The 24,792-nt window shown below is 48.0% G+C and carries 24 protein-coding genes and 1 pseudogene; all 25 read right to left on the bottom strand.

The window, feature by feature from the left end:
* Window positions 1–63: 63 nt before the first annotated feature.
* On the bottom strand, window positions 64–1,425 hold the full coding sequence (ispD, locus tag OR1_RS18790) for a 2-C-methyl-D-erythritol 4-phosphate cytidylyltransferase (protein ID WP_041974294.1): 1,362 nt from the start codon (window positions 1,423–1,425) through the stop codon (window positions 64–66).
* Window positions 1,426–1,431: 6 nt separating this feature from the next.
* Window positions 1,432–2,175: a CDP-alcohol phosphatidyltransferase family protein gene (locus OR1_RS21170; RefSeq protein ID WP_052440664.1), complete on the bottom strand. Its 744-nt coding sequence runs from the start codon at window positions 2,173–2,175 to the stop codon at window positions 1,432–1,434.
* Window positions 2,172–3,614, bottom strand: a complete 1,443-nt coding sequence (locus OR1_RS18780) for a glycosyltransferase family 2 protein (RefSeq protein WP_041974291.1) — start codon at window positions 3,612–3,614, stop codon at window positions 2,172–2,174. The genes OR1_RS21170 and OR1_RS18780 overlap by 4 nt, the downstream gene beginning before the upstream one ends.
* Complete coding sequence (locus tag OR1_RS18775) at window positions 3,607–4,779, bottom strand: glycosyltransferase family 4 protein (RefSeq protein WP_052440662.1); 1,173 nt, start codon at window positions 4,777–4,779, stop codon at window positions 3,607–3,609. The genes OR1_RS18780 and OR1_RS18775 overlap by 8 nt, the downstream gene beginning before the upstream one ends.
* Window positions 4,776–5,915 (bottom strand): glycosyltransferase family 4 protein, encoded by a 1,140-nt coding sequence (locus OR1_RS18770; RefSeq protein ID WP_041974289.1) that lies wholly within the window; start codon window positions 5,913–5,915, stop codon window positions 4,776–4,778. The genes OR1_RS18775 and OR1_RS18770 overlap by 4 nt, the downstream gene beginning before the upstream one ends.
* 1 nt (window position 5,916) lies before the next feature.
* Window positions 5,917–6,825 (bottom strand): glycosyltransferase, encoded by a 909-nt coding sequence (locus OR1_RS18765; RefSeq protein ID WP_052440660.1) that lies wholly within the window; start codon window positions 6,823–6,825, stop codon window positions 5,917–5,919.
* 48 nt (window positions 6,826–6,873) lie between these two features.
* Window positions 6,874–7,884, bottom strand: a complete 1,011-nt coding sequence (locus tag OR1_RS18760) for a polysaccharide pyruvyl transferase family protein (protein WP_041974286.1) — start codon at window positions 7,882–7,884, stop codon at window positions 6,874–6,876.
* On the bottom strand, window positions 7,875–8,234 hold the full coding sequence (locus tag OR1_RS18755) for a hypothetical protein (RefSeq protein WP_152609976.1): 360 nt from the start codon (window positions 8,232–8,234) through the stop codon (window positions 7,875–7,877). The genes OR1_RS18760 and OR1_RS18755 overlap by 10 nt, the downstream gene beginning before the upstream one ends.
* Window positions 8,235–8,646: 412 nt before the next feature.
* The gene (locus OR1_RS18750; protein ID WP_152609975.1) at window positions 8,647–9,435 is read right to left on the bottom strand and encodes a prenyltransferase/squalene oxidase repeat-containing protein; all 789 of its coding nucleotides are present in this window, start codon (window positions 9,433–9,435) and stop codon (window positions 8,647–8,649) included.
* A 58-nt stretch (window positions 9,436–9,493) separates the two neighbouring features.
* A pseudogene (locus tag OR1_RS21820) lies at window positions 9,494–9,925 on the bottom strand (methyltransferase domain-containing protein); the annotation flags it as partial.
* 252 nt (window positions 9,926–10,177) lie between these two features.
* Window positions 10,178–11,119 (bottom strand): glycosyltransferase, encoded by a 942-nt coding sequence (locus tag OR1_RS18735; RefSeq protein ID WP_160295282.1) that lies wholly within the window; start codon window positions 11,117–11,119, stop codon window positions 10,178–10,180.
* 45 nt (window positions 11,120–11,164) lie between these two features.
* Window positions 11,165–12,235, bottom strand: coding sequence for a radical SAM protein (locus OR1_RS18730; protein WP_041974270.1), 1,071 nt, complete (start codon window positions 12,233–12,235; stop codon window positions 11,165–11,167).
* Window positions 12,225–13,535 (bottom strand): ABC transporter ATP-binding protein, encoded by a 1,311-nt coding sequence (locus OR1_RS18725; protein WP_041974268.1) that lies wholly within the window; start codon window positions 13,533–13,535, stop codon window positions 12,225–12,227. Before OR1_RS18725 ends, OR1_RS18730 begins: the two co-directional genes overlap by 11 nt.
* A 6-nt stretch (window positions 13,536–13,541) precedes the next feature.
* Complete coding sequence (locus tag OR1_RS18720; RefSeq protein ID WP_041974265.1) at window positions 13,542–14,369, bottom strand: ABC transporter permease; 828 nt, start codon at window positions 14,367–14,369, stop codon at window positions 13,542–13,544.
* The gene (locus tag OR1_RS18715) at window positions 14,366–15,283 is read right to left on the bottom strand and encodes a glycosyltransferase family 2 protein (RefSeq protein ID WP_041974263.1); all 918 of its coding nucleotides are present in this window, start codon (window positions 15,281–15,283) and stop codon (window positions 14,366–14,368) included. Before OR1_RS18715 ends, OR1_RS18720 begins: the two co-directional genes overlap by 4 nt.
* Entirely contained in the window at window positions 15,273–16,121 is an 849-nt protein-coding gene (locus OR1_RS18710; protein ID WP_370543374.1) for a decaprenyl-phosphate phosphoribosyltransferase, read from the bottom strand. Before OR1_RS18710 ends, OR1_RS18715 begins: the two co-directional genes overlap by 11 nt.
* Before the next feature lie 318 nt (window positions 16,122–16,439).
* On the bottom strand, window positions 16,440–17,282 hold the full coding sequence (locus OR1_RS18705) for an ABC transporter ATP-binding protein (protein ID WP_305047304.1): 843 nt from the start codon (window positions 17,280–17,282) through the stop codon (window positions 16,440–16,442).
* Window positions 17,283–17,385: 103 nt separating this feature from the next.
* On the bottom strand, window positions 17,386–18,234 hold the full coding sequence (locus OR1_RS18700) for a hypothetical protein (protein ID WP_041974259.1): 849 nt from the start codon (window positions 18,232–18,234) through the stop codon (window positions 17,386–17,388).
* A gap of 9 nt (window positions 18,235–18,243) precedes the next feature.
* Entirely contained in the window at window positions 18,244–19,035 is a 792-nt protein-coding gene (locus OR1_RS18695; protein WP_041974254.1) for an ABC transporter permease, read from the bottom strand.
* The gene (locus tag OR1_RS18690; protein ID WP_152609974.1) at window positions 19,035–20,165 is read right to left on the bottom strand and encodes a tetratricopeptide repeat protein; all 1,131 of its coding nucleotides are present in this window, start codon (window positions 20,163–20,165) and stop codon (window positions 19,035–19,037) included. The genes OR1_RS18695 and OR1_RS18690 overlap by 1 nt, the downstream gene beginning before the upstream one ends.
* A gap of 23 nt (window positions 20,166–20,188) precedes the next feature.
* Window positions 20,189–20,791, bottom strand: a complete 603-nt coding sequence (locus OR1_RS18685; RefSeq protein WP_041974247.1) for a hypothetical protein — start codon at window positions 20,789–20,791, stop codon at window positions 20,189–20,191.
* Between the two features lie 80 nt (window positions 20,792–20,871).
* Window positions 20,872–21,240, bottom strand: a complete 369-nt coding sequence (locus OR1_RS18680) for a hypothetical protein (protein WP_041974245.1) — start codon at window positions 21,238–21,240, stop codon at window positions 20,872–20,874.
* A 21-nt stretch (window positions 21,241–21,261) separates the two neighbouring features.
* Entirely contained in the window at window positions 21,262–21,486 is a 225-nt protein-coding gene (locus OR1_RS23065; protein WP_041974243.1) for a type IV pilin protein, read from the bottom strand.
* 275 nt (window positions 21,487–21,761) lie between these two features.
* Window positions 21,762–23,138 carry a sigma-54 dependent transcriptional regulator gene (locus OR1_RS18670; RefSeq protein ID WP_041974241.1) on the bottom strand — a complete coding sequence of 459 codons (1,377 nt, stop codon included), beginning with the start codon at window positions 23,136–23,138 and terminating at the stop codon, window positions 21,762–21,764.
* Window positions 23,138–24,790 carry a nitrogen regulation protein NR(II) gene (locus tag OR1_RS18665; RefSeq protein ID WP_041974238.1) on the bottom strand — a complete coding sequence of 551 codons (1,653 nt, stop codon included), beginning with the start codon at window positions 24,788–24,790 and terminating at the stop codon, window positions 23,138–23,140. Before OR1_RS18665 ends, OR1_RS18670 begins: the two co-directional genes overlap by 1 nt.
* Window positions 24,791–24,792 lie beyond the last annotated feature (2 nt).

The following is a 24,792-nucleotide window of genomic DNA, read 5'->3' as shown; positions in this document are numbered from 1 at the left end:
GTTATTACTTCAATTCATTCAGCCACATCAAAGGTTAGATCCAACAAATTGTGATTTAATTGACTAGATAATTTCGAAAACGCTGCCGGTGGTATCGACAGTGAGAGCCTTTATGAATTCGCACGCCACCTGTTCCGGGGACGACAGTGTATTCGGATCTTCCTGTCCAAAATTCCGATAACGCAAAGGGGTATTGACCCGCCCAGGGCTCACGATGTTAATCCGGATACCCCACGGGCTCAGCTCTTCGGCTAAAGCCTGACAGAAATTAACCAGTGCGGCCTTCGAGCTGCTATAAGCAGCATAACCTTCCCTTCCCCGAGTGTATGAACTGGACCCAACAAAAATCAGATTCCCCCCTTGTTGACGCTTGAAAAGCGGGATAACCGCTTTTGAAAGAAGAAAATTTCCTGTCACATTTGTCGAGTAGATATGATCCCACTCCTCGACAGTCATATTTTCTACATTTTTTCTGATGAGATCACCCGAACAGTTGATGACAAAATCAATCTTTCCCTGTTCGTTCCATAATTCATTCAGGTTTTTTTCAAGAGAAGCAAAGTCACAAATGTCCACAGCAGGGGTAGTGGAGCGGCTTAAGGGGAAAACCCTGGAAGAGATACCCCTTAGTCTTTCGACAAGGGTTAACCCAATGCCACTGGTGCCCCCAATAACGACAAAACATCTGTCCTTCAGGGTGGAGAAATCTACCGATTCCTCACTGCCGAAAGTCCGTGTCTTTAGTTGGAAAAGCTTGTCTGCAATATGCAAGTCAAGGGGATAGGTAATTTTAATGTTCTGTTCTTCTCCCATAACAACATAGACTTTGTGGCCCAGGCGAAGTACCAGGGCACAGTCATCCGTGGAATTGGTAATCCCCTCGGCATGGGCTCTGCTGTGTGCATCGACGATAAGCCCGTAATCAAAGGCCTGCGGAGTCTGCCCCCGCCTTAGCCTGGAGCGATCCGGAATGCCGCTGATGAACCCTTGCGCATCAACTTCGACAATGGTGTCAGCCGAAGGGATTACAGTATCAACCGCTCCATGTTCCATTACCGCTGTCACAAGATCCTCTAAAATCCTGTGAGTTACAAAGGGCCGCACAGCATCATGAATCAGAACATGGCCTGTTTCATCGCCGCAACAATCCAGCCCAATGCGTGACGACGCCTGACGTGTCTCTCCTCCTGCTACAACTTTTTCAACTTTGCCCAGACCATAATGACGAACATATTCCCAAACCAGTTCGATATGTTCCTGTTGCGTGACAACAACAACACCGGATATACGCGGACAGGTATGGAACACCCTGAGGGTATGCACAAGCACCGGCAACCCGGCCAATTTGACAAACTGTTTCGGCATCCAGTCGTTGAAACGAGTCCCTGTCCCTGAAGCCAAAATAACCGCCTTGATATTAAGCATTGTCTTTCATCCCTTAATCCTCCTCAGAGACAGGAGGAACATGATGTTGAGCACAATTATAAGCAACACCGCCAGTACATTTGCTACAATTAGAAAAGGGGCCACCATATTCATGAGGGGCCCGACAACAAAGACGAGTGCGTCCAATTCAATGTCGTGATAGTAGGGCATGATATTACGATCTTCCGTCTTGCGGAACCACCATGCAAGAAGTCCGTTGTTCAACGTCGACCTGGCGAAGTCAACCCCCATGTTGCTGCCACGCTCCATACTGCTGAGAGCCTTCTCTTGGGCAGACCGGGTAAACAAAATAAGATTGTTCATGCCCAAGTAAAGAAACAGTAAATAAACAACCTGCAAATCCCCTGATGCCTTATATTGTCCGTAGGCCACGGCTAGAGTGAGGATTACGATGCGCCAGCGGTCCAGCATCGGATCAAGGTAGGCACCGAGAGTAGATCCAAGCTTTTTGACCCTTGCCACGGTCCCATCGACGCAATCGAACAGGTAGTTGATTTCGAAAAAAATGGCGCCAAATATCAGTCCGTAATAACTCCCGTGGCCGTAGCCAAGGGCTGCCAGAGGGACAAATATAAATGCCCCGAGAGTAATGGTGTTAGGAGTAATATTTGTCCGATTAATTATAAACAGAGATAGACGACGGGCAAATGGGAGTACAAAAAGCATAGCCCACCAGGATTTGCGCTGAAGCTTCAACTCGATGTCGGCAAGGGTAATGTGATCCCTCACAAAGCGTCTCCACTGTGAATTAAAGAGAAATCTAAATTATTATTCTGTCTTATTTTCCAACTAGTAATAGCAATAACAGGAAAAATCAAAACTGCGGAGACCTCTCCAAGTAAAAGAGCAACAATTGGTTGCCATAATGCAAAGATATTTCTCGGAGATAGCCGAAAAATTTTTGAATCAGGATCCCAACATAATGACTTTATGGCCGCATAGCTTGAAATACTGCTTGATACTGCATCGGTCTGAACAGCAGTCGCTCCAGAAAACAGAAGTTTCAGCATGATCGGTAGATACCCCAAAATTGACCTCTTCCTATCGTCCGATAGAAGCCATTCATCAGGAGATAACTGTTCAAACAGGCACTTCCTATAAGATTGAACAACGAGAGTAATTTTTCCCGAGCAGTTTTCGCGAAGCGCTGCAATGGCCTCCGTTACCGCTTCAATAGTTCCTGTTCCAAAGACAAAGAACGAATCAATCTTGGCACATTTACATCCTTCTGATATCGAAACATTATGATTATCCTGTCTTAGTGTCGCTGATTCAGAAAAGTTCCCCAAAACAAAGTCTTTAACGGCTGTTTTAATTAGCAAAGCATGATGCTTTTCCCCTGTTAACAACCGAAGCACCATGATTCGCATAGACTTTCGAAGAAACTGGAATATCCTGAAAGGAAGCCTTGCTGCTGGTGCATGCTTGGAAAGCGTCAGCAAAGTGTTTCTAACCCCATAATAGGAATATATCTCAGACTTTCTCTTCTCTGTAAATGGAGGATGGTAGACTATGGACTGGGGAACGGCAACAACCTTATACCCATGATGATGAACTCTCAATCCATAATCCATCTCTTCTCCGAGGAAAAAATAGCGTTCATCGTATGTACCTATCATATCAACCAGATCGCGACGTAAAAAAGAGACGCCAGCGCCAACGTAATCAACATCGATCAGACTGCGTAATTCACGGACAGGCTCGTTACAATAAAGAGGAAATGCAATACCGGTCCGGAGATCAAAGAATGCCCCAGCTTCCACGATCAATTCGGAAGTGTGACTATTGATAATGAGTGAGCCTGCAAGACCAACATCAGGATGACACTGCATGGCAGCTACGAGAAAATGAAGTGCTTCCGGGTCCAATGTAATATCCGAATCAAGTAGCCACAGATAACTGCATTCTCCTTTTCCCAGCAACTCTCGTATACCGTAATTAAAACCTCCGCCTACTCCACGATTGATTGGAGACCGGATAATTTCCAATCTGTATTTCCTTGCCGATAGCTGTAAAGGTGTGTTGGACCCATTGTCTACAATAACTACATAAAAGTCTGAAAACGTCTGAGATTCTAAAGAATCAAGGAGTTGGTTCAAATCATCACTGTTGTTGTAATAAAGTGTAACTATTCCGACCGAAACACTATCATTATTGAGGTTATTCATTCGTATCCATGCAACCAAGCACAAGTTTTCTGTAGCTATTATTCATAACATCAGTGAAAGCAAAATGTGCTTCTGCATAACTCCTTGCAGATATTGACAATGAGGAAAGTAAATTCCTGTCAGAATCTAATTGTTCTATTACTTTACAAAAATCGAGCACAACCCTTTCTTTTTCCGTTTCAGAAATTAATACTCCATTATCAAAGTGCGTAATATGGTCCGAAATCCCCCCAACATCCGTGGACACCGGCACAACTCCATATGCCATAGCCTCCATGATAACAAGTGGAAACCCTTCACGCTCGGACGTCAAGATCAACAGATCGGCTGATTTATATAAAGCTCCCAGTTCATCCTGCAGGGTCACCGGGCCATGAATTACACAATGACGAGAAATATCATCGGTAATTACTTCAGATATGTCCCCAACTATGGCAAAATCTACTCGCAATAATTTCTCTTTGCATCTCGCAGCAATTTTGCCAATTAAATCAACCCGTTTCTCGGGAGTTCCTCTACCTACATATAAGACCTTAAGTCTATTTGTTATATTAATCATCTTGTTATACGGCTGTGGGATATATGTGCCGTTACCAACTACATTGATCCTGTCCCAATATTCCTTACTAACACCATGTTCCTCATAAAGATCGAGCAACTTGTTTTTAACTGTCTCAGTAACTACTATTCTTGCATCAAGCTTGCTTACAGCTTTCAAGCTTTTTATTTCTATTCCTTCACCGAACGCATGAATCAAATCTACAGATCTCAAGGGCTTGCTGGAATAAACAATGTCATAGAAGAGGGAATTATTTGAACCAAAAAGCATTAAATCTTTAGACTTACTGACAATAGAAACAAAAAATCCCAAGGCAAATGAATAATATTTTGTAATTATAGAAACATTGAATATTCGTATCCCGTCAGGGAATAGTGACAAGAAAATTTTGTTCTGTGATTTATTAACAAAGAAAACCACCGGATCGTGGTCTGCAAATATCGACGCAATACGCGCATGAACTTTTTCAGCACCTCCGATATGGCAACACGGGAAAAAGAAAAATAATTTTTCATGCCTTCCGAACGGGAAAATCTTCCCAATTAGCCTTCCCAATAAAAATGGAAGACGATTAACCCTGTTCCCCAAGGAAATATTCTGAGTCATTGCAAAACACTTTCAAGACATTCAACGGACAATGATAACATCCTGGAAAGACTGAATTCCAGTTGGGCTCGATGTCGAAGCTGCTCTCCAACAGTGACTCTAAGCTCCGGATCGCCCACTAATTCAAGAATCTTGGTTGCAAAAGCATCTGCATCTCCCGGTGGAGCCAGAAAACGTTCGCAGTCACTCCCAAGTGCCTCACGAATCCCCGGAATATCAGTTGCCACAACAGGTAAACCAGCAAGCATTCCTTCCAACAATGCGTTTGGGCATCCTTCACTTCTAGAGCTGTGAGCAAGGAGATCCATAGCATCCAGTAACCCAGCCACATCACTCACCTCTCCAAGTAATTGCACATGGCAACCAAGGTTAAACTTAGAAATAAGCTCCTTAATCGTATTTTCTTCACCATCACATCGACCGGCAAGAAAAAGCCTGACGTCAGGATTACTACTAACGACCTTATGCCAAGCAGTTAGTAGCGTGGCATGATCCTTATATGCAGTCAAATTTGCAAGCATGCAAACGGCAACTTGATCATCGTCTAAACCGAGATTGCAACGCCAGGAGATGCGATCATGTTTTGGGACATCTAGTTCGACGCCATTAGGGATATGCCAGATTCTACCTGGGTCGAGACGGTAGCCTGTGACGAGAAATTCTTTACCACATGCTGAGTTGGAAATGAATACTGCTGTCTGCTGCACCGCATAACGATGCAAAAAGCTATCATTGAGGATGAGCCCCGCATCAGCCTGATTCCATACATTCACCTTGGCGCCGGCAATCCTCCGTACAACTGAACAAGCAATGTTCGGAAGCGTCGTATATGACACAAGAATATCAGGCGATTCACGATGCAATCGTATCCCAAGTTTTAACAAACTCATGTGCCTGTAAGGGAATTTCCAATTAAAGGCAAATCCCTCCCAAGGCATGTTTATAGCACTGCAAAGATCGGAAAGAGTCCCGTAATACGGGGAAAGCCCCCAAACCTGAACCTCAGCTCCCACCTTATCCTTAAGATGAGAAGCAAGCAAAAGTCCTTGACGCTCTGCACCGCCTAACTCAAGATTACCAAACACAAAGAGTATTTTTTTACCGGTGAGAATTGATGATTCGGGTTGCAGGCTCATGTCAGCACACGCTGCATTTCGTAAGGTCCACATTGAATATGATCCGATTGATAACGGATGGCCCATTCAAAAGTATATGCACAACAAGCATGGTACACTCGCGCGGTGAAATACGCATCGCACGTAATAATGCGGATACACAAGATCCATAATCACCCCGGCGCCTGGACATCACGGCAATGTTAACCCAGCCTGCCACCATGGCAGCCTGAGGCAGCCAGGTCAGGCGTGAAAGGTTATTTTTGAGCGTGGCTTCCCGATTTTCAATCATCCGGGGAAAGTGCAGACTCGACAACGATGATTCATGCCGGCGGTACAAATACAGATCGCGATGGATCGAACACATTCGGAAACTGGCTGCTGCACGCAGCCAGAAATCGTAGTCTTCCACAAGAAAAAGCGAGGTGTCATACCCTCCAATCCCTTCATGGACAGATCTGCGATACAAGAATACAGGGCCGACCACATTCTCCCTCATCAAATAGACAGGGTCAGGTGCTGTTACCTGATCAATTACCGTTCCAGAAGAATCAATAACGGAATAATCAGCATAAACAATGTCAGTCTCACAACCATTCTCAAAAACTTGAAGCATTGCCTCGATGGCCTCGGGGCGGTACCGGTTATCGTCCGAGGTCCAGGACAAAAAATCTCCCGTAGCATGTGAAAAACCGCTGTTCAAGGCAGCAGGCAGCTTTAGATTGGTATCGTGGCGTATTGCAGATATCCTTTTATCCAAAGAACAGAAACGCGCAATTATCCCAGGAGTGGCATCGGTTGAGGCATCGTCAACGATGATAAGCTCCCAATCGGTAAAAGTCTGATTCAGGCAGCTTTCAATCGATTCAGCCAGGTAACGTGCACCGTTAAAGGTTGGCAAAACAATCGAAACGAGCGGCTTTTTGTTCATAAATTTGCTCCGATTGTTATCAATTCAGCATAAAAACACATTAATTGGCTATCTCACAACCAGACGACGAATTGCAGTCATGATTGCGGTAATTTCCTGCTGGCACGTTTCTCTGGCGTCGAGAAGCTCTGACCTTATTCTGGCATGGTTATTTTTAATATTGTCAATTCCAGTTTCCAACAATTCCGGCTTGAATATATCGCAAGAGAGTTCAGGCTTCCCCAATTCCCTGCAGAAAGCATCATTCTTGGGTTGATATGTGAGTGATAAAAAGGGAATCCCCGTCTGGCACGCGAAGATCAGGGAATGCAGCCGCATACCCACTATAAAACGACATGAGAGAAAACAGTCATCTGAAAACCCCGTCGGCACGTCATGAAACAAACCTGACATAATGTCTCTGTCATTCTCCACACCTGGCTCGAAATAAAGGGGGATCGGGTATACAGACTTGAACTTTTGCCTGAGAATATTGACCGTTCCCTTTTGATCCCATTTTGAAAATGGAAACAGTCTGTCAAGGTTGCTTATCTGACGATTCAAACGGCGCATTGTCCGGTCAAACATACCATTGTGCTCACCCGGCCAGAAACGCCAGGGGCGTAAATTCAATCCACATGCGTCTTCATCGGCGACAGTTACCACATCAAATGGATAGAGAAAGGTAAGGTCCGGGCCCACGATTGTCTTGAAATGAAAATCCAGTAATTCCCTGCTGCGAAAATCGCGCACAAGAATGAATTCAGCACGTTGCTTTAACACCTCAAGTATCTGCATATTGTCAGCATGCTTTGCCTCGATACTGATTCCGACACAACCAAAACGAGGAGTCAGCCGTTCAAACAACGATGCAAACCGGCCAGTATTTCTCAGAATCAGGCCGCCACCACCCAGCAATATAAAATCACAGGCATTTAAATCTGAAATTCGGGCAGCAGCTTCCTCAAAACAGCTCATGACTAACAGATCATGGCCAGAAAAAAACCGCTTTAAGCAGTAAAGAATCCTTTCATCACCAACATTACTGTGACCATACCATCCAATCAAGCCTATTCGCACGGGTTATCCCCTTGAAGCCAAAGCATGTCATAAGGGAGGGCCAATTTCTTGGCTGGGATGCGCCCCATATAGACATTGTCATAGTAGCTGCAGAAAAGAATTGGAAGGCTTGCCACCGAGTATTCAACGGCATTACTGACTCCAGGCACCCGACTTGAGTCATTGCCACAGATTTTCCCGGGACTGTCCGTATCAGGATAAAACAGCAACAAACGCTTTGAGAGTTTTGTTGCGTGTTCAATAAGCTTTTTCTGCTCATCAGGTGAAAGGCATTGAATAAGGCCGCTATTCCAAAGCAGATCGTAATTTTCGCCATGTTTCAGAAAGTTTTGAACTAAAAAAACGCGCATTAACTTTATTCTTTGAAAATATCTGTCTTGCTTCGTTGATCGGCTCGGCACGGACATCTAAAAGATTTACGTTGTACCCTTCTTTGGCAATCCTGAACGAAATATGCCCCGTAGAAGAGCCGAATTCGAGAATACGGTCTCTGAGCATTAATGTCCGGGATAAAACAATGTAGATACTCTGGCAGGTCCGAGACCACGCGTAAGGGCCATATTTCCCGGTTATCTGCCACATGCCCATAACCTCTCTAACTGGCAGAAATATTTTGTCCCCCAAGAGTTGATCTCAACATGAACATGCCGGTCAAGATTTCCCTGAGAGTCGGCATATTGGAACAAGCCGCCACTTTTGTGATGATTTTGAACAATTCGGGCCCACTCTAAAATCTTGTACGATTCATCATAAAAGCCGCAATTATAAAAAAGAATCCCCATTTGAACGCTGCCGGAAACATATGCATAAGGAAGATTTGCAGCGTATGGCAAAAAAACCGTTAGAATGCAATCGAGGCAAGATCTTATTTTTTAAGACATCCTGCACAAAATCAGTTTTCCCTGCTGCCCAAAGGCCCTCCAAACAGTAAGCTCCGGGGTGAGTGTAGGAAAGGTTACAAGCTTTTTGCCCAAAAGTTATCAGGCAATCAGAGGCTTTTGCATAGCGATGTTTACCGGTCAACTGGTGCAACAGGATTAGTCCTTCTATATTTTTGGTCTGAATCGGGGAAAAAGAAATTCCCCACTGTCCGCGTGGTTCAACATATGCCGCATCCCGATCGAGGTCATAAATCGGGAAAAATGAGCCGTCAGGTAGCTGCATGTCACACACAAAATTTGCAGCCCGAATAGCAGCTTCAAGCCAGCGGTTCTCTTTTGTAGCGACATGAAAACTCGCAAGCCCATGCATGATTTGAGCAGTATCAAAGGTGAACAGCCGGTTCTTGTCAGAAAAACTGGCGAACCCACCATTACGGTGCTGTATTCGGACCAATTTATTGGCAGCACTTACAATCACCTTGGGGACATTGCCCTCTGCGAAGTCTTGCGCGAAGTATGAGAGAAGGTATCCTGTAACTTCCGGATATGCTTTTACCCACTGGCCACTATCGACATCAAATGAATGTGCCAGACCACCTATGATGCACTTTTCAAGAAACCGCTCTGCTGCTTCAAGTGATTCACCCTTGGAAATGCATTCCCCCTTCATGGGTCCTCTCTGGACAATCAAGCAGTCCCGTCTATCTTCACGCGTCTGCCTGAATATATTAAACATCCACAACTCCGATGCTAAGTAAATGCGGAAATGTTTCATAATCTTCAGCCTTGAGCTTATCAAGGATTCCCTGCCGGGCTTGCGCTGGAATCATGGCAAGATAGTTTAAAATGGTACGAACCCCGCCAATGCTTTTCTCGGCCAATACTTGTACTCCTAATGCTTCAAGGTCCTGCCGCAAAGAGACGCGAGGTTGTTCATATCCCCAACTCCACTGTCCATAGGATTCAAGCCATTCCTTGACCAGCATATACGGTTTGCAGTTGGCATTTGGGACATCTACCAGTACAAAACGTTTAGAAACACGTACCATTTCCCGAAGAGCAAGGTGGTAGTCATTTTGGATAAAATGCTCAAGAACACCTTCGTTCCAAACCAGTTCAAACGATTTGTCCGGAAAAGGAATATCTAGGATAGAACCGTGAACGAGTTCGCATTTTTTTTATCTACTTTTCGCAATGATTTTTTTAGGTTCTTTATGCATGTCTCTGAATTATCCAGCAAGGTCACATTCCAGCCAAACGCTTCCATTATCCAGTAATCAACAACCCCCCTGCCGCAACCTGCCGAAAGGATCGATGGCGACTCATAACTCTTCAGCAAATCGCCGATAGCCAGAAAAATTTCCCTTGCCCAGCCGTCGAGAGGCCCGTATGTAAACCCCTGGGACCAGAGTTTATCCCAATTTGCATTGCCTGACGTCATGTATAACTCCATTCCACCGGGATTCCCAGGTATGATCAGATAAGAACCTGGCATACGAGTTCTCAGCCAGCCAATCTCTGACGTAAGGAGAACTGAGACAGTGTCGGACAGAAGCGACAAGGTCATCCGTGTCCTTATACAGATATATTTCCATGCCTGACCTGAAAAATTTCTCCACCTCGGCAAACGCCTTGGTGATAAGACAAGTGCGGCATGCCGCAGCCTCAAGAAGCCCCACCTTCACATTCATATAGCCAGCAACAGTAGCTGAGAAGGAGAGATAGATCCGTCCGGAGTTGATAGCACGAACATGCTCTTCACCATGAACAGCAGATGAACCGTACCCCCAGCCACTCCCGAAGAGCCCTACCGAAAAGTATCGTTTCAAACTATTTACCACTTGAATACGTTCGGGGCGGGCATGCCCCACAATCACCACATCGTAGGTTTTTGGGACTTGTGGCATTGGCCTGTGGAGACTCGGAGAAGCAGCAAAGGGGAGCCAACGAACTTTCAGATTCTTCGGGTACTGTTGTTTGAGTGAATACATTGAATTGGAATAGTACAAATCATAGAGATGTGCATACGCGATCCCATGATCCTGATAGACGTCCGGATCTGACAATGAAATCCCAACAGTTGCAACTCCCGCGGATCGAAGCTTCTCCGCAGTTTCGGGCCGTAAGCTCATTCCACCCGAATTCACTATGATAAAGTCCGCCCGTGCATCGTTCACAGCCGCAATAACCCGATCATGGTCCAACCAATGAATCGGGCGTTGTGGATTAAGCGAGGCATCGACTTCGAACCAACCATAATTTTCAGATGAATACAGTCCGGTATCAATTGTGACCAAATCGCATAAGGCCGCCAAATCACGAGCCATAAGGCACACAACGTCGTTATCGCCCATCCAGTAGGAACCGAAATGCACACATCGCATGCAACTAACCTTTGCTTATTTTGATACCAAGTGGCAATCCATAAATTCAAAAATTTCTTTCGACACGTATTCCGGCTGGAAATATGTTCGGCTGTGCGTTGGTGCATCAAAACCCGGGATCAAGCCCCAGCATAGATAACTTGCGCAGACACAGTCATAAAAAGGGCATTGCCCCATCGGCTTGAAATCGATCGGCTGCTCCAGATCATAGAGATTCCCCATGACCTGAGATTTCAGAGGTATTATCCTTTTTGCGACACGGCCTATTCCGGGCAGTCTTCTTATAGATCGCAACGCACCACTGAACGGCAGTTGTTCCCATAACGCCATACGTCCGCTACTCCCCCAGCATTTCGTGTATTCGCCGGTTTCAAGAGAGAGATTAATAGAAACTTCTCCAGCACGACAAAACTCGTTACGTTTCTGACCATAAACCTTTTTCTGCAAATCCCACTGACGGTGATCGCAAAATTTCATCACAAGTTCTTCATACTCTGGCAATAACGATCCACTGTTTTTGCCTCCAGCAGAACTGTACACTCTTGTCATACCTGCAACCGGGAGCAGACCGATTCTTTGCATGCAAAGATCATGAATCTCGTTCAGATGAGGAAGGTATTCTTCTGTGATACAGAGGAACAAGGCGATAGAAATCCCTTCATCCTTGAGTTTGCGCAGATTATCAAAATAAGTGTTCAATTTCCCGACTTCTTTCAACTCAAGGTAATGAAGAGATGCGTCCAATTGCAGACGTTTTTTCATAGCGTCGGGGAATTTGCAAAATTCGTCAATTACAGGTGAGTACGTCATATTAGTGGTATATGAAACCACGTGTCCCAATTCAAGCATCCCCCTGGTGAAATCGACAATTCCCTCCACTAGGAGAGTTTCTCCGGCAGCGGCACCGCCAAAGAAGATCGGTCCACCAAACCGGTCAGGGGCAAATGAGCGCAACATATGTTCAAGGGGAAAACGAAACTTGCCTCGCTCACCTTTGGCACTTCCGGAATAACAGTATTTACAATTCAGATTGCATGCGCTGCCTGGCATCCCAGCCCAAACAACCTTTGCCGGTTTAAAGTTCATTGGAATTTAATCCTTTCTCCTGATCACTAATGCTATCCATTGTTTTGACAACAGCTTTGAATTTCGGCAATACAGACCCGTAAACCCACGGATCTCCATATCTCTTCATAGAAGACCCTGTTTCATCGACTGTAAACTCAAGATCATCTTGACGGATATCCAGGTTGCGGATACATGGTTCATGCAATATTAATGAGACCCTGTAATGGTCTGGAACCAGGAAAAAAGCAGGCACTTCAAAACTGCAGGTGAATGTTCCAGGCTTAAACGACGCAAGAGATCCATCATTACTATCGGAAAGACTGGCGAAACATACAGGTGTTCCACGCTGGGTACGGATGCGTATACTTACCTCCAAGTCTCTAACAGCCTTTTGTACAGTCAAAACTACCGATATTATGAAAGGTTCCCGGACATCGACCCTCGTGATTGACGTCTTTGCAAGCGAAAATATGCCGGCACGTATAATACAAGCATCCGCTTCCGGTTTAAGCTCAAATGTAACTTCACCAATCGACTTTTCATCTGTTTCCAGATAACGCCGGATAACTTCATCAGTTGGACCTGCGACTACAATTCTACCATTACCCAATAAAACACCGCTTGTACACAAATCGGCAATTGCAGCCATATTATGACTCACGAACAACACTGTCCTTCCCTGCTTCGCGGACACATCCTCCATCTTCCCAAGACACTTCTTCTGGAACTGCGCGTCCCCGACAGCCAGCACCTCGTCCACAATCAATATCTCCGGCTCAAGGTGGGCTGCAACTGCAAAAGCAAGACGGACATACATACCGGACGAGTAGCGTTTGACAGGAGTATCCAGAAACTTTTCGATCTCGGCGAAATCAACGATCTCGTCAAATTTCTTTTTGATCTCGGCCCGGCTCATGCCGAGAATGGCGCCATTGAGAAAAATATTTTCCCGGCCGGTCAGCTCTGGATGAAAACCTGTTCCAACCTCCAGCAGACTGGCCACCCGCCCCTTAATACGCACCCTGCCGGTCGTCGGCTCGGTAATTCGGCTGAGTATCTTAAGTAGTGTCGATTTTCCAGCACCATTCCTGCCGATTATCCCGATTCGGGCTCCCTGGTCTACTTCAAATGAGACATTCCTGAGAGCCCAGAACTCTTCATGCAGCATTTCCTTGTCGCGCTGTCCCAACAGCCGCTTGCCAAAATTTCTTGCCCCTTCAGCGAGCACGTCACGAAGGGCGAGATACGGTTGCCGCTCACTCTGGTGATGCAGGGTGTATCTCTTCCCGAGATTTTCTACAGTTATGACTTTGTTCATGATCTTCTATATCGTGTCCGCAAAGGTGCGCTCCATTCGTCGGAACCAGAAAAAGCCTCCAATGGATATAATCAGTATAAGAGCAAGTGACAGGAGATACCCAGGCCAATAGATCTGGGTAGCCTGCCCGGCAATAGCCCAGCGGAACCCCTCAATAACTCCGACCATCGGGTTCAGCGAATAGAGTAGTCGCCACTGTTCGGGGACTATGCTGCTGGTGAACCCCACAGGTGAAATATAGAGACCAAACTGGACGGCAAAAGGGATCACATACCGGAAATCCCTGTACTGCACATTCAGGGCGGATATCCACAAGCCGCAGCCAAAGGCGAATACAAGCGCCTGCACAAGAAAGAGCGGCAGCAGGCAAATCCGCCAGTCCGGTATGATCCCGTACCAGAGCAGCAATCCACCCAGGATTACAAGGGAGATGGCAAAATCCACCAGGCTTACCACTACCGAACTGGCCGGAACAATTATCCTGGGGAAATACACCTTGGTCAGAAGGTTTGCGTTGTCAATGAGAGAGTTGGATGATTCGGACAGCGCATTGGAAAAGAACTGCCATGGGATCATGCCGCAGTATACCATCACCGGATAGGGAATGCCGTCCGATGGAAGCCTGGCAAGCTTACTGAAAACTACAGTAAATACGATCATGGTAAGCAGAGGCCTGAGCAGGCTCCAGATGATGCCGATCACCGTCTGCTTGTATCGGACCAGGATGTCGCGCCAGGCCAGGAACAGGAACAGCTCCCGGTATAGCCAGATATCTCTCCAGTATTGGCCTGCGGTTCGCCCAGGCTCTATCAATAGTTCTCTCTGACCGTTCATGAATAGCTCTGCGCCCTACCTCCACGCACCCCTTCGATGATTCCGAATAGGAAACCGACTCCGAACCGCCCCTGCTCCCTGAATCGGCGAACTGGGATAAACAATAATGGGGCATGCCTGGCACAGTTGAAAAGCAGCAACAGCCATAAAACAAAGGAATACCTGCTCTTCAGTCTATAAAAGGAGTAACCGACCGCCTTGGGTTTTCTGAGATTGGGGACCAGCATCGGCGGGTGAAAATAGTTCAGATCAGGGCAGTTCATCGCTGTTTTGCCTGTAATGTTGAACCGGGTGACGAACTCCACATCCTCCTGGCCGACAAAATCCGAGACAAAGCCGGCAAGATCGGCGAGCACCGCCCGCCGGTAAGCAGTGCAGCGGCTGGTCATGAAATACGGATCGTGGTAGTCATACTTGTCTTCCGTCAGGGCAAAGCTTGCGTTTCCATGCGGCACTACCGCATCGACGGAAGGATTTAAACTGAAGGTTGCGTAGAGTATTTCCAGGAAGTCGGGCTGCAGGATGACGGTATCGTCGTCGAGAAACAGTACAATCTCTCCCTTTGTGGCGGCAAGACCGGTGTTGCGTGAGTAACCCATCTTGCCGTAATGACTGTCCAGGGGGATATATCTCGTCTGGAGAGAGGTCGAGAATTCCTCCGCGCATTTTTTACCGTCAGATGTGCCTCCCCGGTCTTCCACAAGAATGACTTCGAAAAGCTCGCGGGGCATTTTCTGGCCAGCTAGTGAATGGAGGATCCCTGACAGAAGGTCGAGTCGGCCGAAGAAGTTTATGACGCACGAAATCCTTATCCCGTCAGATGAGGCATTCAGATTACAGTCGCCGGAAAGATCGAACGGGAAAATCCTGTAGAGCCCCTGCAGTACCTTTGCCCTTAACCCGTTAGCGGCCATAGATACCCCATGCGACAAGAATGGCCCAGGCTATGCTTATGACCAGAAGCGGGATGTCGTGGAGAAGTGAATCGGTCGGATCGCCCTCCTGCCCCCTCTTGACACGGTAGATGTAGCGTAGAAGGCCGAAACAGCAAAGTGGTACGGTGTAAACCATTGAGCTACGCACTATGACATACATGGTGTAAGTAACCAGCACTGCCCCGCCGGTCATATACATTGTGCCGTCCAGAAAACCATCGGGATAGGCTGAAAGGGACTTCCTGTGTTCCCCTGCGGATTCGCCCAGGGCCATCTTTTCGCTCAACCGTTTACCGGTGCTCAGAAACACTGCAAGTAAAAAAACCGTCAAGAACAGCCAGTCTGAAACCACGATCCCGAATGCCACCCCTCCGGCCAGCAGCCTGATTATAAAGAGGCTGGAAATACAGAGCAGGTCTACGACCGCCATATCCCTGAAAATATTGGTATAGGCCAGGGAGACCATAAGATAAATCATGGTGAAAAGGGCAAAAGGTATGGATATGGTAAGAGAAAGGGCAACGCTAGATGCAAGAAGGAGAAGATATAACGCCCGGGCATTGAAAATCGTTACCCGCCCTGAAGGTAGCGGCCTGTTACGCTTTTCAGGATGTTTGGCATCGTTTTCGATGTCATGGATGTCGTTAATAACATACACTGCGCTTGAAACTAAGCAAAAAGCGACAAAAGGAATTAACCCCTTATGAAGGATGTTGGTCTTTGCAATCGCTCCCCCTAGAAAAGGGGGGAAGAACAGCATCAGGTTCTTGAGCCATTGTTTGGGACGTACAAGTTCGCAAAACGCCGCTATCTGCAATGCTATTAAACTCCTGCCATAAAGGGCCTTTATTCACGGGTAATTGTAGCAGGTCATTCCTGAAAATAAAGGTTACAAAAGCAACAGATTCGCAATCGACCGGGTCCTAAACCCAGTTTCATTCAAGGACGGACATATCGGCAGAACAAACGATTGCATTAAGAGACGTTGCAAGAAGATATCATTTAACCGAAATACTCGGAGGCATATAGTCAACGAGGCGCGACAACCGGGGAAAATTGTTTGGAATGAACAGCCGTAACCTGCCACATGTGAGCTGTATTTAACCGAAAACTGCTAAATTGGATGTCACCGCTGTCATCCTCTCCCCCTGGAAACCGTGTCCAGGAAAAAGGATTCAAGATCTTTGCGCCTCGGCTCAACGATAACAACCTCGGCACCCGACAAAACGACCTTCTCCAGAAGCAGTTTCAAATCTTGGCTCGTAACGGTGAACTCCACAATATCGCCTTGACGGTTACTCGCAGTAAACTGCTCTTCCAGCCCGTGCACAGCATCGCGAACCTGGACCCTGTAACCTTCAATCCCCCGGATCATCAAATCATCCACAGAGTCTACAGACTGCAGACAGCCATCCACTATAACCCCTACCCGGTCACAGACCGCTTCCACATCAGAAGTTATGTGAGTACTGAAAAAGACCGTCCTGCCCCTCAGTTTCAGCTCTCTTATAACATCCTTCACCATCGCCCTGCCAAGGGGGTCAAGCCCGCTCATCGGTTCATCCAGGATGTAGACCTCCGGATCGTGAAGCAGCACCTGGGCCAGGCCGAGGCGTTGCACCATCCCTTTGCTGTAACCACGCATGGGTCTTTTGCGGGCGTCCCACAACTCCAGCAACTTCAAAACCTTTTCGATGCTTTCCCGCAGTAAAGCATCTGGAAGATTAAAAGTCTTTCCCACAAACTCCAGGTATTCCTCAGCAGTCAAGTAATCATAAAAAGCGGGGTTCTCCGGAAGGTACCCAACGCTACGGCGAGCCCCGTGAGAGGAAACATCGACTCCCATGATCTTGGCATTCCCTGCGGAAGGGGTTATTAGCCCAAGAAGAATCTTGATTGTCGTGCTTTTCCCTGCGCCATTCGGCCCTAGAAAACCGAAGACCTCGCCCTGCTTCACGGAAAGGTCAAGATTTTTCAAGGCCTCTACCCGAGCGCCTTTTTTTCATTTTAAAGGTTTTGAAAAGACCGGCAATCTCTATCGCATTCATGAAAAAACCTCGTACTTTGCGGAAATCACTTCTCTATTTGGAAAAAGCAAATTTACTTGTAGTCATTACCTTACCGTCAGGTTCAAGATAAAATTTCCCGCCGTAGGGGTCTGCTGGAAGCTTCTTCAAATAGCCGGACGACACAAGCTCGTCAAGAGATGCGGGCAAATGAGCCATGGCAGCCCGGTAGGCATCCCTTGCATTCTCGATGCTGCGCACAGCCTCCAGGGCTTTTAGACGTATCGTATATGTCTTCTTTATGGCTGGGTTCTTCGCACTTTTTTTCATGGTATTGATATATGAAATTGCCATCTCGGTCTGCCCGGCTTCGTGCAGGTAACGCCCAGTCAGGTTTACAAACAAAGGATTCCCGGAAAGATCTCCGGCAAGCTTGAAATATTTGGCGGCATTGGCGTAATCCTTAAGAAAAAAGGCGTAATTGAACCCGGCAAAATAGGGGAGACTCCAATCCCAGGTCCGATACTTCATGCCGCTTTCCAATAGGTTGTTGGCAATCATGAACTGCCTCACATCCCACACAAGAATCGACTGCGCAAAATAGTAACCATCCATATTATATGGGTCGAGGCGCATTGCAGCATGCAGAGTCCTGGACATGGCCTGGTAATCGGGTGGCAATGAGATTTTTGACTGCTCCGTCCCAAGCAGACCACCGAAATACATGACAACCTTAGTGATAATGGAAGCGCCCACCAATTGCTTCTGGTCGGCCGATACAACCTGAAGAACCTCTGCTCGTGGGATAATGCCGAGCTTTTCAACATAAGGCTTGCTGGTCATGTAAACTGTGAACGGCATCAATATGATGAAATAAAGGCCGAGGAGCAGTGACATTATCAAAATGAAGTTTCGCGCGCCCATAACAACCCCTTACTTCATTTCACGCCGAGAAAATATCGCGGCGGAGACAAACAGGACAATAGCGGTATAGACGGAGAAATAACCAGCCGTGAGGACGAGCCCCTGAAAATTCAGCTTCAGGGCGTAAATGGCGTTAACCTTCAGATCAAATGCGGAAAAGTTCGGGAGGACGTAATAGAGGGCAGTTGCGATCTGTCGTACAAGCGGGGCCAGCGCCTGCCCGGCCTGGGAATGAACATAATCGTAGACCTGCTGAGTGGCGCCTCCGACCAAAAAAATTGTAATGGTGCCGAATATGGGGAGAAAGAACGAAGTGCTTACCGAAGAAAACAGCACGGCAAAGGCCACCAGAAAAATGTATTTCAAGGCATCAAAGCCGACAGCTGCAGCAATCGCCCCCCAGGCAACCGGACGCTCAGGCGGATAATTGCCTGACACTACAAACACCACCGCAACGGTAGCCACAGCAAGAACAGCGGCCGTCAACAGCAGGAAGATCGCGATGCCGGCGAAGCGGCCGAACAGGTAGCTGGATCGGGTCAGCGGCAGCGAAAGGACACTGAACGTATAACGCCGCTCAATATCCCTCCATATTGAGGTCCCGCCAAGGAATACCGCCAGCAAAAGCATGATAAAAGAAACAAGGGAGAGGGAGAGAGTTATTGAGAGTTCAGTGACCTGCCGCATGGAAAGTGTGCTGACCGATGGAATGGCCAGGAACAAAACGGCTGCCGTCAGGATGCCCTGGAAAACCCGGTCACGGAAAATACCTTTCAGAGTAACGCCGATGATCATATTCATTATTTCTGTTCCCCTCCGGAAGATGTGCTGACATTCAACTTTGTTGCCAGGGAAGCGGCAAGCTTCTCTGCCGGCTTCCGATAATATACACCGGGCGCCGCGGTCTTCACTACAATATTGAATGACTGTAGAGCCAGTTCATCGTGCTTTTCATGAAGATGAATGACGCCGAGCCGATACTGATGAAACGGATTTCCAGTGATCTCATACAGACGCGAAAGACGTTTCACAGAATCCGAATAGACTGCTGATCCGGTTGCTTTCCCCCTCATGACTTCAATTTTGTTGATTTCCAGCATCTTTTCCAGAATGGGCGCTTCCAGCTTGCCAGGGGTTTTTAGGGTATCTTCGAGAATGCTTCTGGCGCCCGCAAAATCGTTATTGTCGGCATAAGCGCCTGCCTTGTTCATCATCCCGTATTGGGAATTCACCACATCATCACGCATCCGGAAGGTCTTGTATATCGCCAGCGCCTCGTCTGGCTTACCACTTTGCTTCAATGCGGTAGCCAACTCGTTTTGCGCCGGCATAAAACCGGGAGACTTTCTGACCGTGTCTCTATAAAGCGCCAGGTTATCCTGCCAGAGAAGATTGCGGGTAAAGGTGCCATACAGCGCAATCATAGCAATAACGCCTGCAATGGCAACCAGTTGTTTCTGATAGAGCAAGCACTTCTGCCACTGCAGAATCATCGTAGTGGAACCAGCGACAAAAAACGCCGCGGGGATATACATATACCGTTCGGCCAAAGGAGTCCAGGTAATGCGCAGCAGCAGAATCAACAGCGTAGAAGAAGCAATGGCCAGGGCTGAAAGAAAAAAGTACCCGGCCAGTGACCGTCGTCGAGTGGCAAACCACACTATACAGCAGCATACCGCCAGGCCGATCAGAATATATATGTCGGAAACATGCATAATACCGAAATTAAGCGGAAACGGCATAACGAGTTTTTTTGCATAAAAACCAATGGATTTTAAAACCATTTGAGCATTGACCATGAGATCAAAACTCTTCTCACCGGTAACATGGGTAACAACCCGCGCGATCCCATGATCCCCCTTATAGAGGGCAAACCTGCGCAATACGAAGTACCCGATCCCGGCAAGCCCAAACACCATGCAGTGAGGCATGTACCTGCGAAATGTTTTCCAGATTACAGAGCCTGGATGTAAGAAAAAGGGGACAGCGACGGCTGCAGGCAGAAAAAAAACTCGCTGTTTCTTTGGCAAGACAGGCCAATAACATACAGCATGCAGATACCAGAGAGCGCGGTAACGTCAAGGGGTGATTCAGCAACAGCCATACCGACAGCAAGAGAAAAAACTCCGGCCAGAAGGTCGGTTCTTCCTGAAATCCAGCAGACCGACTCTGTGCCGATCGGATGAACTGCAAACAGAATGGCAGCTGTCAATGGGAAATATGTTGCCTGCCGGCCGATCAGAGTAGATGCCTTATGGGTGATGAAATAAACGAGTATGGCATTACAGAGATGGACCAAGATGTTGCCCAGATGCATGAAACTCAGTTCCAGTCCCCATACGTATTTGTCGAACAGGAATGACAGCACCAGCAACGGCCGGTAATACCCGCCAGATCTACCAGGAAAGAAAAGGGAACGGAGACTGAAGTTGTCGGTATTTAGGAGGTACGAATACATGCCCGGGTCATCGACCGAGTTCAGCGGCGCAGAGAGGGAGGGATAGTAGGCCCCGAGCACGACAATGATCAACAGCATGATCTGGTAGCGAATGCGCATAAAAGGTTGGGTAGAAAAAGAAACTAAAAAAGCGGGATGCCATAACATCCCGCCGGTATTAAAAGTCTTCGACAAAAAAACTACATCGATGTCCATCCTGATGGAACAGCCGTAGCTGAACCGGTATTAGTAGTGGTCAATGTGCCTGGAGCCTCAGTAAAATAGCTGATTGCAGTTGAATCGTACGCAGTGCCGAAAACCTTTGTACCCTTTACATGCTTGGTGAAAACCGCATAGCCGACGCCTGCGGCATCAAAGTTGATTATTGTGCTGACGCCAGTAGACAGCTTGAACAACGGTGATGAGGCCGCTCCAGCACCTGTCGCATCAGCGCCACCGTAGATTGCCGTGCCTGCATTAGATACCGTATTTGTTGCCAATGCTCCAGCAGCAGCATAACTGCTTGCAGATATAACAATCAGGGCGGTTAATGCAATGATCTTTTTCATAATGGTCTCCTATAGTATTTATCAATGTTGGTCGTAGGCAAGTGGATATTTCTGATTGTCGGCGTTGTAGGCTTCTTCACCGGTCTTGGCATTCTTGTCATCCGCATTGGCGGCAGTGTTGTACGCCTTCTCCCTGTAGGCAGAGAACTGCGGAATGGCGATGGCCGCCAGGATGCCGATGATCGCAACAACGATCAGCAGCTCGATGAGTGTAAAGCCCTTGTTGCTTCTGAGTTTGCTCAACATGCTTGTTTCTCCTTTCTGATTGTGTAACGCATTTTACAAAATTGGATTTTCTTCAGTTATCGGAAGCATCCGGACGAACTTTAGCGGAATTTATATTTCTTATAGAGCTAGAACCGTGCCAGATAACGCCTTCCCACATATACTCTATGCTTCCAATATGTTATGTCATGCCGTTCCATTAATCTTCTTAAGCGGCCGGCCGCAGGCAACAAATAAATGTCACTTAAGGTGACAAATTTTGTCACCCAAACTAATAGTCAGACAGAATATGCCGACTATTCCTCATCCATGCCGAATTTCGCCAGCCGGTACCTCATCGACCGAAATGAAAGCCCCAGGAGCTCGGCCGCCTTCTTCCTTACCCCGCCGCACTGTTCCAGAGCTTGCAGCAGGTAACGCTTCTCAATCCCGTCCAGATATGCCTCAAGGTTCACACCTTCCGCCGGAATGGCAAAACTTTGGCTACCCCCACCCCCCTGCTGAAAATTGACGACGTGATGCGGCAGGGAAGCGATGGATATTGTATTGTCGCCGATCACCACAGACCGTTCGACTATGTTTTCCAGTTCCCGGACATTACCCGGGAACGGATAACTGATCAGCACCTTGAGCGCTTCGGTTTCGATAGAACCCCGGATATCCGTATTGCCACTGAATTTGCGATAGAAATGTTCGGTAAGAAGCGGAATATCCTCAGGCCGCTCTCGAAGCGAAGGCATTTTTAGCTGGACCACGTCAAGCCGGTAATAAAGGTCCTCCCGGAAATTCCCCTCGCGGACCAGATCTTCAAGGTCTCTGTTGGACGCGGCAATAATCCGCACATCGGATTTTTTGTCCAGATCGTCACCGATCCGCCGGAACTCCTTTTCCTGAAGGACCCGCAACAACTTCGCCTGCAGCTGCAGCGGCACTTCTCCGATTTCGTCCAGAAACAGCGTCCCACCTTCAGCCTGCTCGAACAGTCCGGACCGATCTGCTACCGCACCTGTGAATGCCCCTTTCCGGTGGCCGAACAGTTCGGCCTCAATCAGGTTTTCCGGTATTGCCCCACAGTTAACGGCCACAAAACGCTTATCCTTCCGCGGACCGTTGTAATGGATCGCCTTGGCGGCCAGCTCTTTTCCCGTGCCGCTCTCACCAAGGATCAGGACCGTTGCCATGCTGCCCGCAACTTTTTCGATCAGGGAATACACTGCCTTCATCTTTGGGCTCTTGCCGATCAGACCGCTAAAACTGTACCGTTCCTGTACTTCCCGGCGTAAGAGCTGGTTTTCGCGCTGCAGCATCCGCTTTTCCAGCGCGTTCCTGACGAGCACCTTTATCTCTTCCACCTTGAACGGCTTGGCAATGTAGTCATAGGCGCCGAGTTTCATCGCCTCGACAGCCTGTTCGGCAGTGGTATAGGCGGTAATGAGCAGCACCGCGGTCTCCGGCGTCAACTGCTTGATCCGGTCGAGAAGCTCAAGCCCGGAAAGTCCGGGCATGCTCACATCGGAGATTACCAGCTCGTAGTTACCGCTTTCCAGGCGGATCAAGGCTTCCTCGGCATCAGCAGCCTGCTCGGCATTATAACCTTCCCTTTCGAGCAGAATGATCAGAAACTCCCTCATACTCAGTTCATCGTCGACCACCAGAACCCGTGACTTTTCCATTACTCCTCACCTATCTCCCCTGCAGGAAGCAGAATGCTGAATTTCGTCCCCTTGCCCGGTAAACTCTCAACAAAGATTTTCCCGTCGTGCGCCGCAATTATCCGGTAGACCGTAGCGAGCCCCAATCCGGTACCATCGGGCTTGGTGGTGAAAAACGGTTCAAAAAGATGCTTAGTGGCGGCAGCAGCCATGCCGGTACCGGTATCAGTGACATCTATCCTCACTAAGTCCTTCTGCTCTGACCGGCTTCCGCTCAGATGGACCCTGGAACCTTCGACCGATATTTCCCCGCCGGCAGGCATCGCTTCGGCAGCATTCACGAGCAGGTTCCAGAAAACCTGTTGCAGCTGGTCGCGATCGGCCAGGACTGTGACTCCATCTTCTGCAGAGATGTTCATGGTTACCGGCAGGAACCTGGGATCCGGTTTAAGGAGCGCATCCAGCTGAACGAATAGTTCCCTCAGCAGGACATTCTGCCGATTAAGCGATACCGGACGCGCATACACCAAAAAATCGCTTATCAGGGCATTCAGCCGGTCGGTCTCCCGAAGAACAATGGCAAGCAGCTTGCGGTCCTTTTCCGGTATCTCATCCGCCTGGGCCATCAGTTGCACCGAACCGCTTATGGAGGCAAGCGGGTTGCGAATTTCATGGGCGATTCTCGCGGAAAGCTCTCCGATGGCGGCCAGACGGTCGGCACGCTTCAACTCCTCTTCCATCCGCCTGATTCGGCTCAAGTCTTCAAAATTGATTATGATGCCGCTGAATTCGCCCTTATTGTCAAAAAACCTGATCGCGCGGAACCCGAATATCATCTCCTCTCCGGCCGGATCGTGAAAGAAAGCCTCGCCGGATACTACAGTATCCTCTTTGGATAGTACCGGCTCAAACCCGGGAATCAGTTCTCCCAACGGTCGATCATAGGCCTTTTCCTGGGAAATACCGGTCAGTTCCTCCGCAAATCGGTTAAATACCCTGACCTTTCCATCCGGTGTCACTGTCATCAAACCGCTGGTAAGGTTTTTCACGATCGAACTGTTGAGCCGTTCGAGTTCAAGGTAATCGATCTCTTTTTCCAGCAGGGCATTCTCGCTCGCCTTGACCCGCTCGGCCAGATATCCGGTAAGCAGTGCCGTGAGATAAAATGCCGTGATATTGAGGAAAACCGTATAGAGAAGGTACGGCAGGCCGTATTGCTGGGCTGAGTTCGAACTCAAACCGATGGAGATCAGCTTCCCGTAGAACTGCAGATCAATAATCGAACCGTACAATATTGCGCAGAGCGATGCGGCATAAAACGCCTCCCGCCGGGACAAAAGCGTTGAGGCGGATATGATGGCCAGCATGTAGAGAAAAGAATAAGGCGAAGATATGCCGCCGGTAAGGAGTACCAGGAGGGTTACCAACAACAGATCCCAGATGACCTGGGTGTAAATCAGGATTGGCCGAACTCGCTCCTGCAGACTGAGGGCCGCAAGGGAAAATAACGAAAAGAGGTAGGTTGCACCGATGAGCTTCCAGAGACCGGGAAGGGAGATGCTCTCGAAACTGTCCGGACGCCGCTCATAGAGGATTGCCGTGGAGGCGTAAAACAGCGTGACCACGATCATCCTGGCGATAGCGTACCAGGTGAGACGCCTCCTGTCGCTCATCG

This window comes from Geobacter sp. OR-1 (assembly GCF_000813145.1).
In the GTDB taxonomy this organism is placed as follows: domain Bacteria; phylum Desulfobacterota; class Desulfuromonadia; order Geobacterales; family DSM-12255; genus Geoanaerobacter.
Note: the sequence above shows the minus strand (reverse complement) of the source record. Positions and strands in the feature narration are given on the sequence as shown.

What these genes read in the sequence shown, in the direction of transcription:
- OR1_RS18730 (WP_041974270.1), bottom strand. Translation starts at nt 12,235, where the DNA reads ATGAACTTTAAACCGGCAAAGGTTGTTTGGGCTGGGATGCCAGGCAGC.
- OR1_RS18775 (WP_052440662.1), bottom strand. Translation starts at nt 4,779, where the DNA reads ATGACTCAGAATATTTCCTTGGGGAACAGGGTTAATCGTCTTCCATTT.
- OR1_RS18700 (WP_041974259.1), bottom strand. Translation starts at nt 18,234, where the DNA reads ATGGGCGCGCGAAACTTCATTTTGATAATGTCACTGCTCCTCGGCCTT.
- OR1_RS18720 (WP_041974265.1), bottom strand. Translation starts at nt 14,369, where the DNA reads ATGAACGGTCAGAGAGAACTATTGATAGAGCCTGGGCGAACCGCAGGC.
- OR1_RS18685 (WP_041974247.1), bottom strand. Translation starts at nt 20,791, where the DNA reads ATGCGCATTCGCTACCAGATCATGCTGTTGATCATTGTCGTGCTCGGG.
- OR1_RS18770 (WP_041974289.1), bottom strand. Translation starts at nt 5,915, where the DNA reads ATGAGCCTGCAACCCGAATCATCAATTCTCACCGGTAAAAAAATACTC.
- OR1_RS23065 (WP_041974243.1), bottom strand. Translation starts at nt 21,486, where the DNA reads ATGTTGAGCAAACTCAGAAGCAACAAGGGCTTTACACTCATCGAGCTG.
- OR1_RS18665 (WP_041974238.1), bottom strand. Translation starts at nt 24,790, where the DNA reads ATGAGCGACAGGAGGCGTCTCACCTGGTACGCTATCGCCAGGATGATC.
- OR1_RS18690 (WP_152609974.1), bottom strand. Translation starts at nt 20,165, where the DNA reads ATGCCTCACTGCATGGTGTTTGGGCTTGCCGGGATCGGGTACTTCGTA.
- OR1_RS18780 (WP_041974291.1), bottom strand. Translation starts at nt 3,614, where the DNA reads ATGAATAACCTCAATAATGATAGTGTTTCGGTCGGAATAGTTACACTT.
- OR1_RS18735 (WP_160295282.1), bottom strand. Translation starts at nt 11,119, where the DNA reads ATGGGCGATAACGACGTTGTGTGCCTTATGGCTCGTGATTTGGCGGCC.
- OR1_RS18755 (WP_152609976.1), bottom strand. Translation starts at nt 8,234, where the DNA reads ATGCGCGTTTTTTTAGTTCAAAACTTTCTGAAACATGGCGAAAATTAC.
- OR1_RS18695 (WP_041974254.1), bottom strand. Translation starts at nt 19,035, where the DNA reads ATGAATATGATCATCGGCGTTACTCTGAAAGGTATTTTCCGTGACCGG.
- OR1_RS18680 (WP_041974245.1), bottom strand. Translation starts at nt 21,240, where the DNA reads ATGAAAAAGATCATTGCATTAACCGCCCTGATTGTTATATCTGCAAGC.
- OR1_RS18750 (WP_152609975.1), bottom strand. Translation starts at nt 9,435, where the DNA reads ATGAAGGGGGAATGCATTTCCAAGGGTGAATCACTTGAAGCAGCAGAG.
- ispD (WP_041974294.1), bottom strand. Translation starts at nt 1,425, where the DNA reads ATGCTTAATATCAAGGCGGTTATTTTGGCTTCAGGGACAGGGACTCGT.
- OR1_RS18725 (WP_041974268.1), bottom strand. Translation starts at nt 13,535, where the DNA reads ATGAACAAAGTCATAACTGTAGAAAATCTCGGGAAGAGATACACCCTG.
- OR1_RS18765 (WP_052440660.1), bottom strand. Translation starts at nt 6,825, where the DNA reads ATGAACAAAAAGCCGCTCGTTTCGATTGTTTTGCCAACCTTTAACGGT.
- OR1_RS18715 (WP_041974263.1), bottom strand. Translation starts at nt 15,283, where the DNA reads ATGGCCGCTAACGGGTTAAGGGCAAAGGTACTGCAGGGGCTCTACAGG.
- OR1_RS18670 (WP_041974241.1), bottom strand. Translation starts at nt 23,138, where the DNA reads ATGGAAAAGTCACGGGTTCTGGTGGTCGACGATGAACTGAGTATGAGG.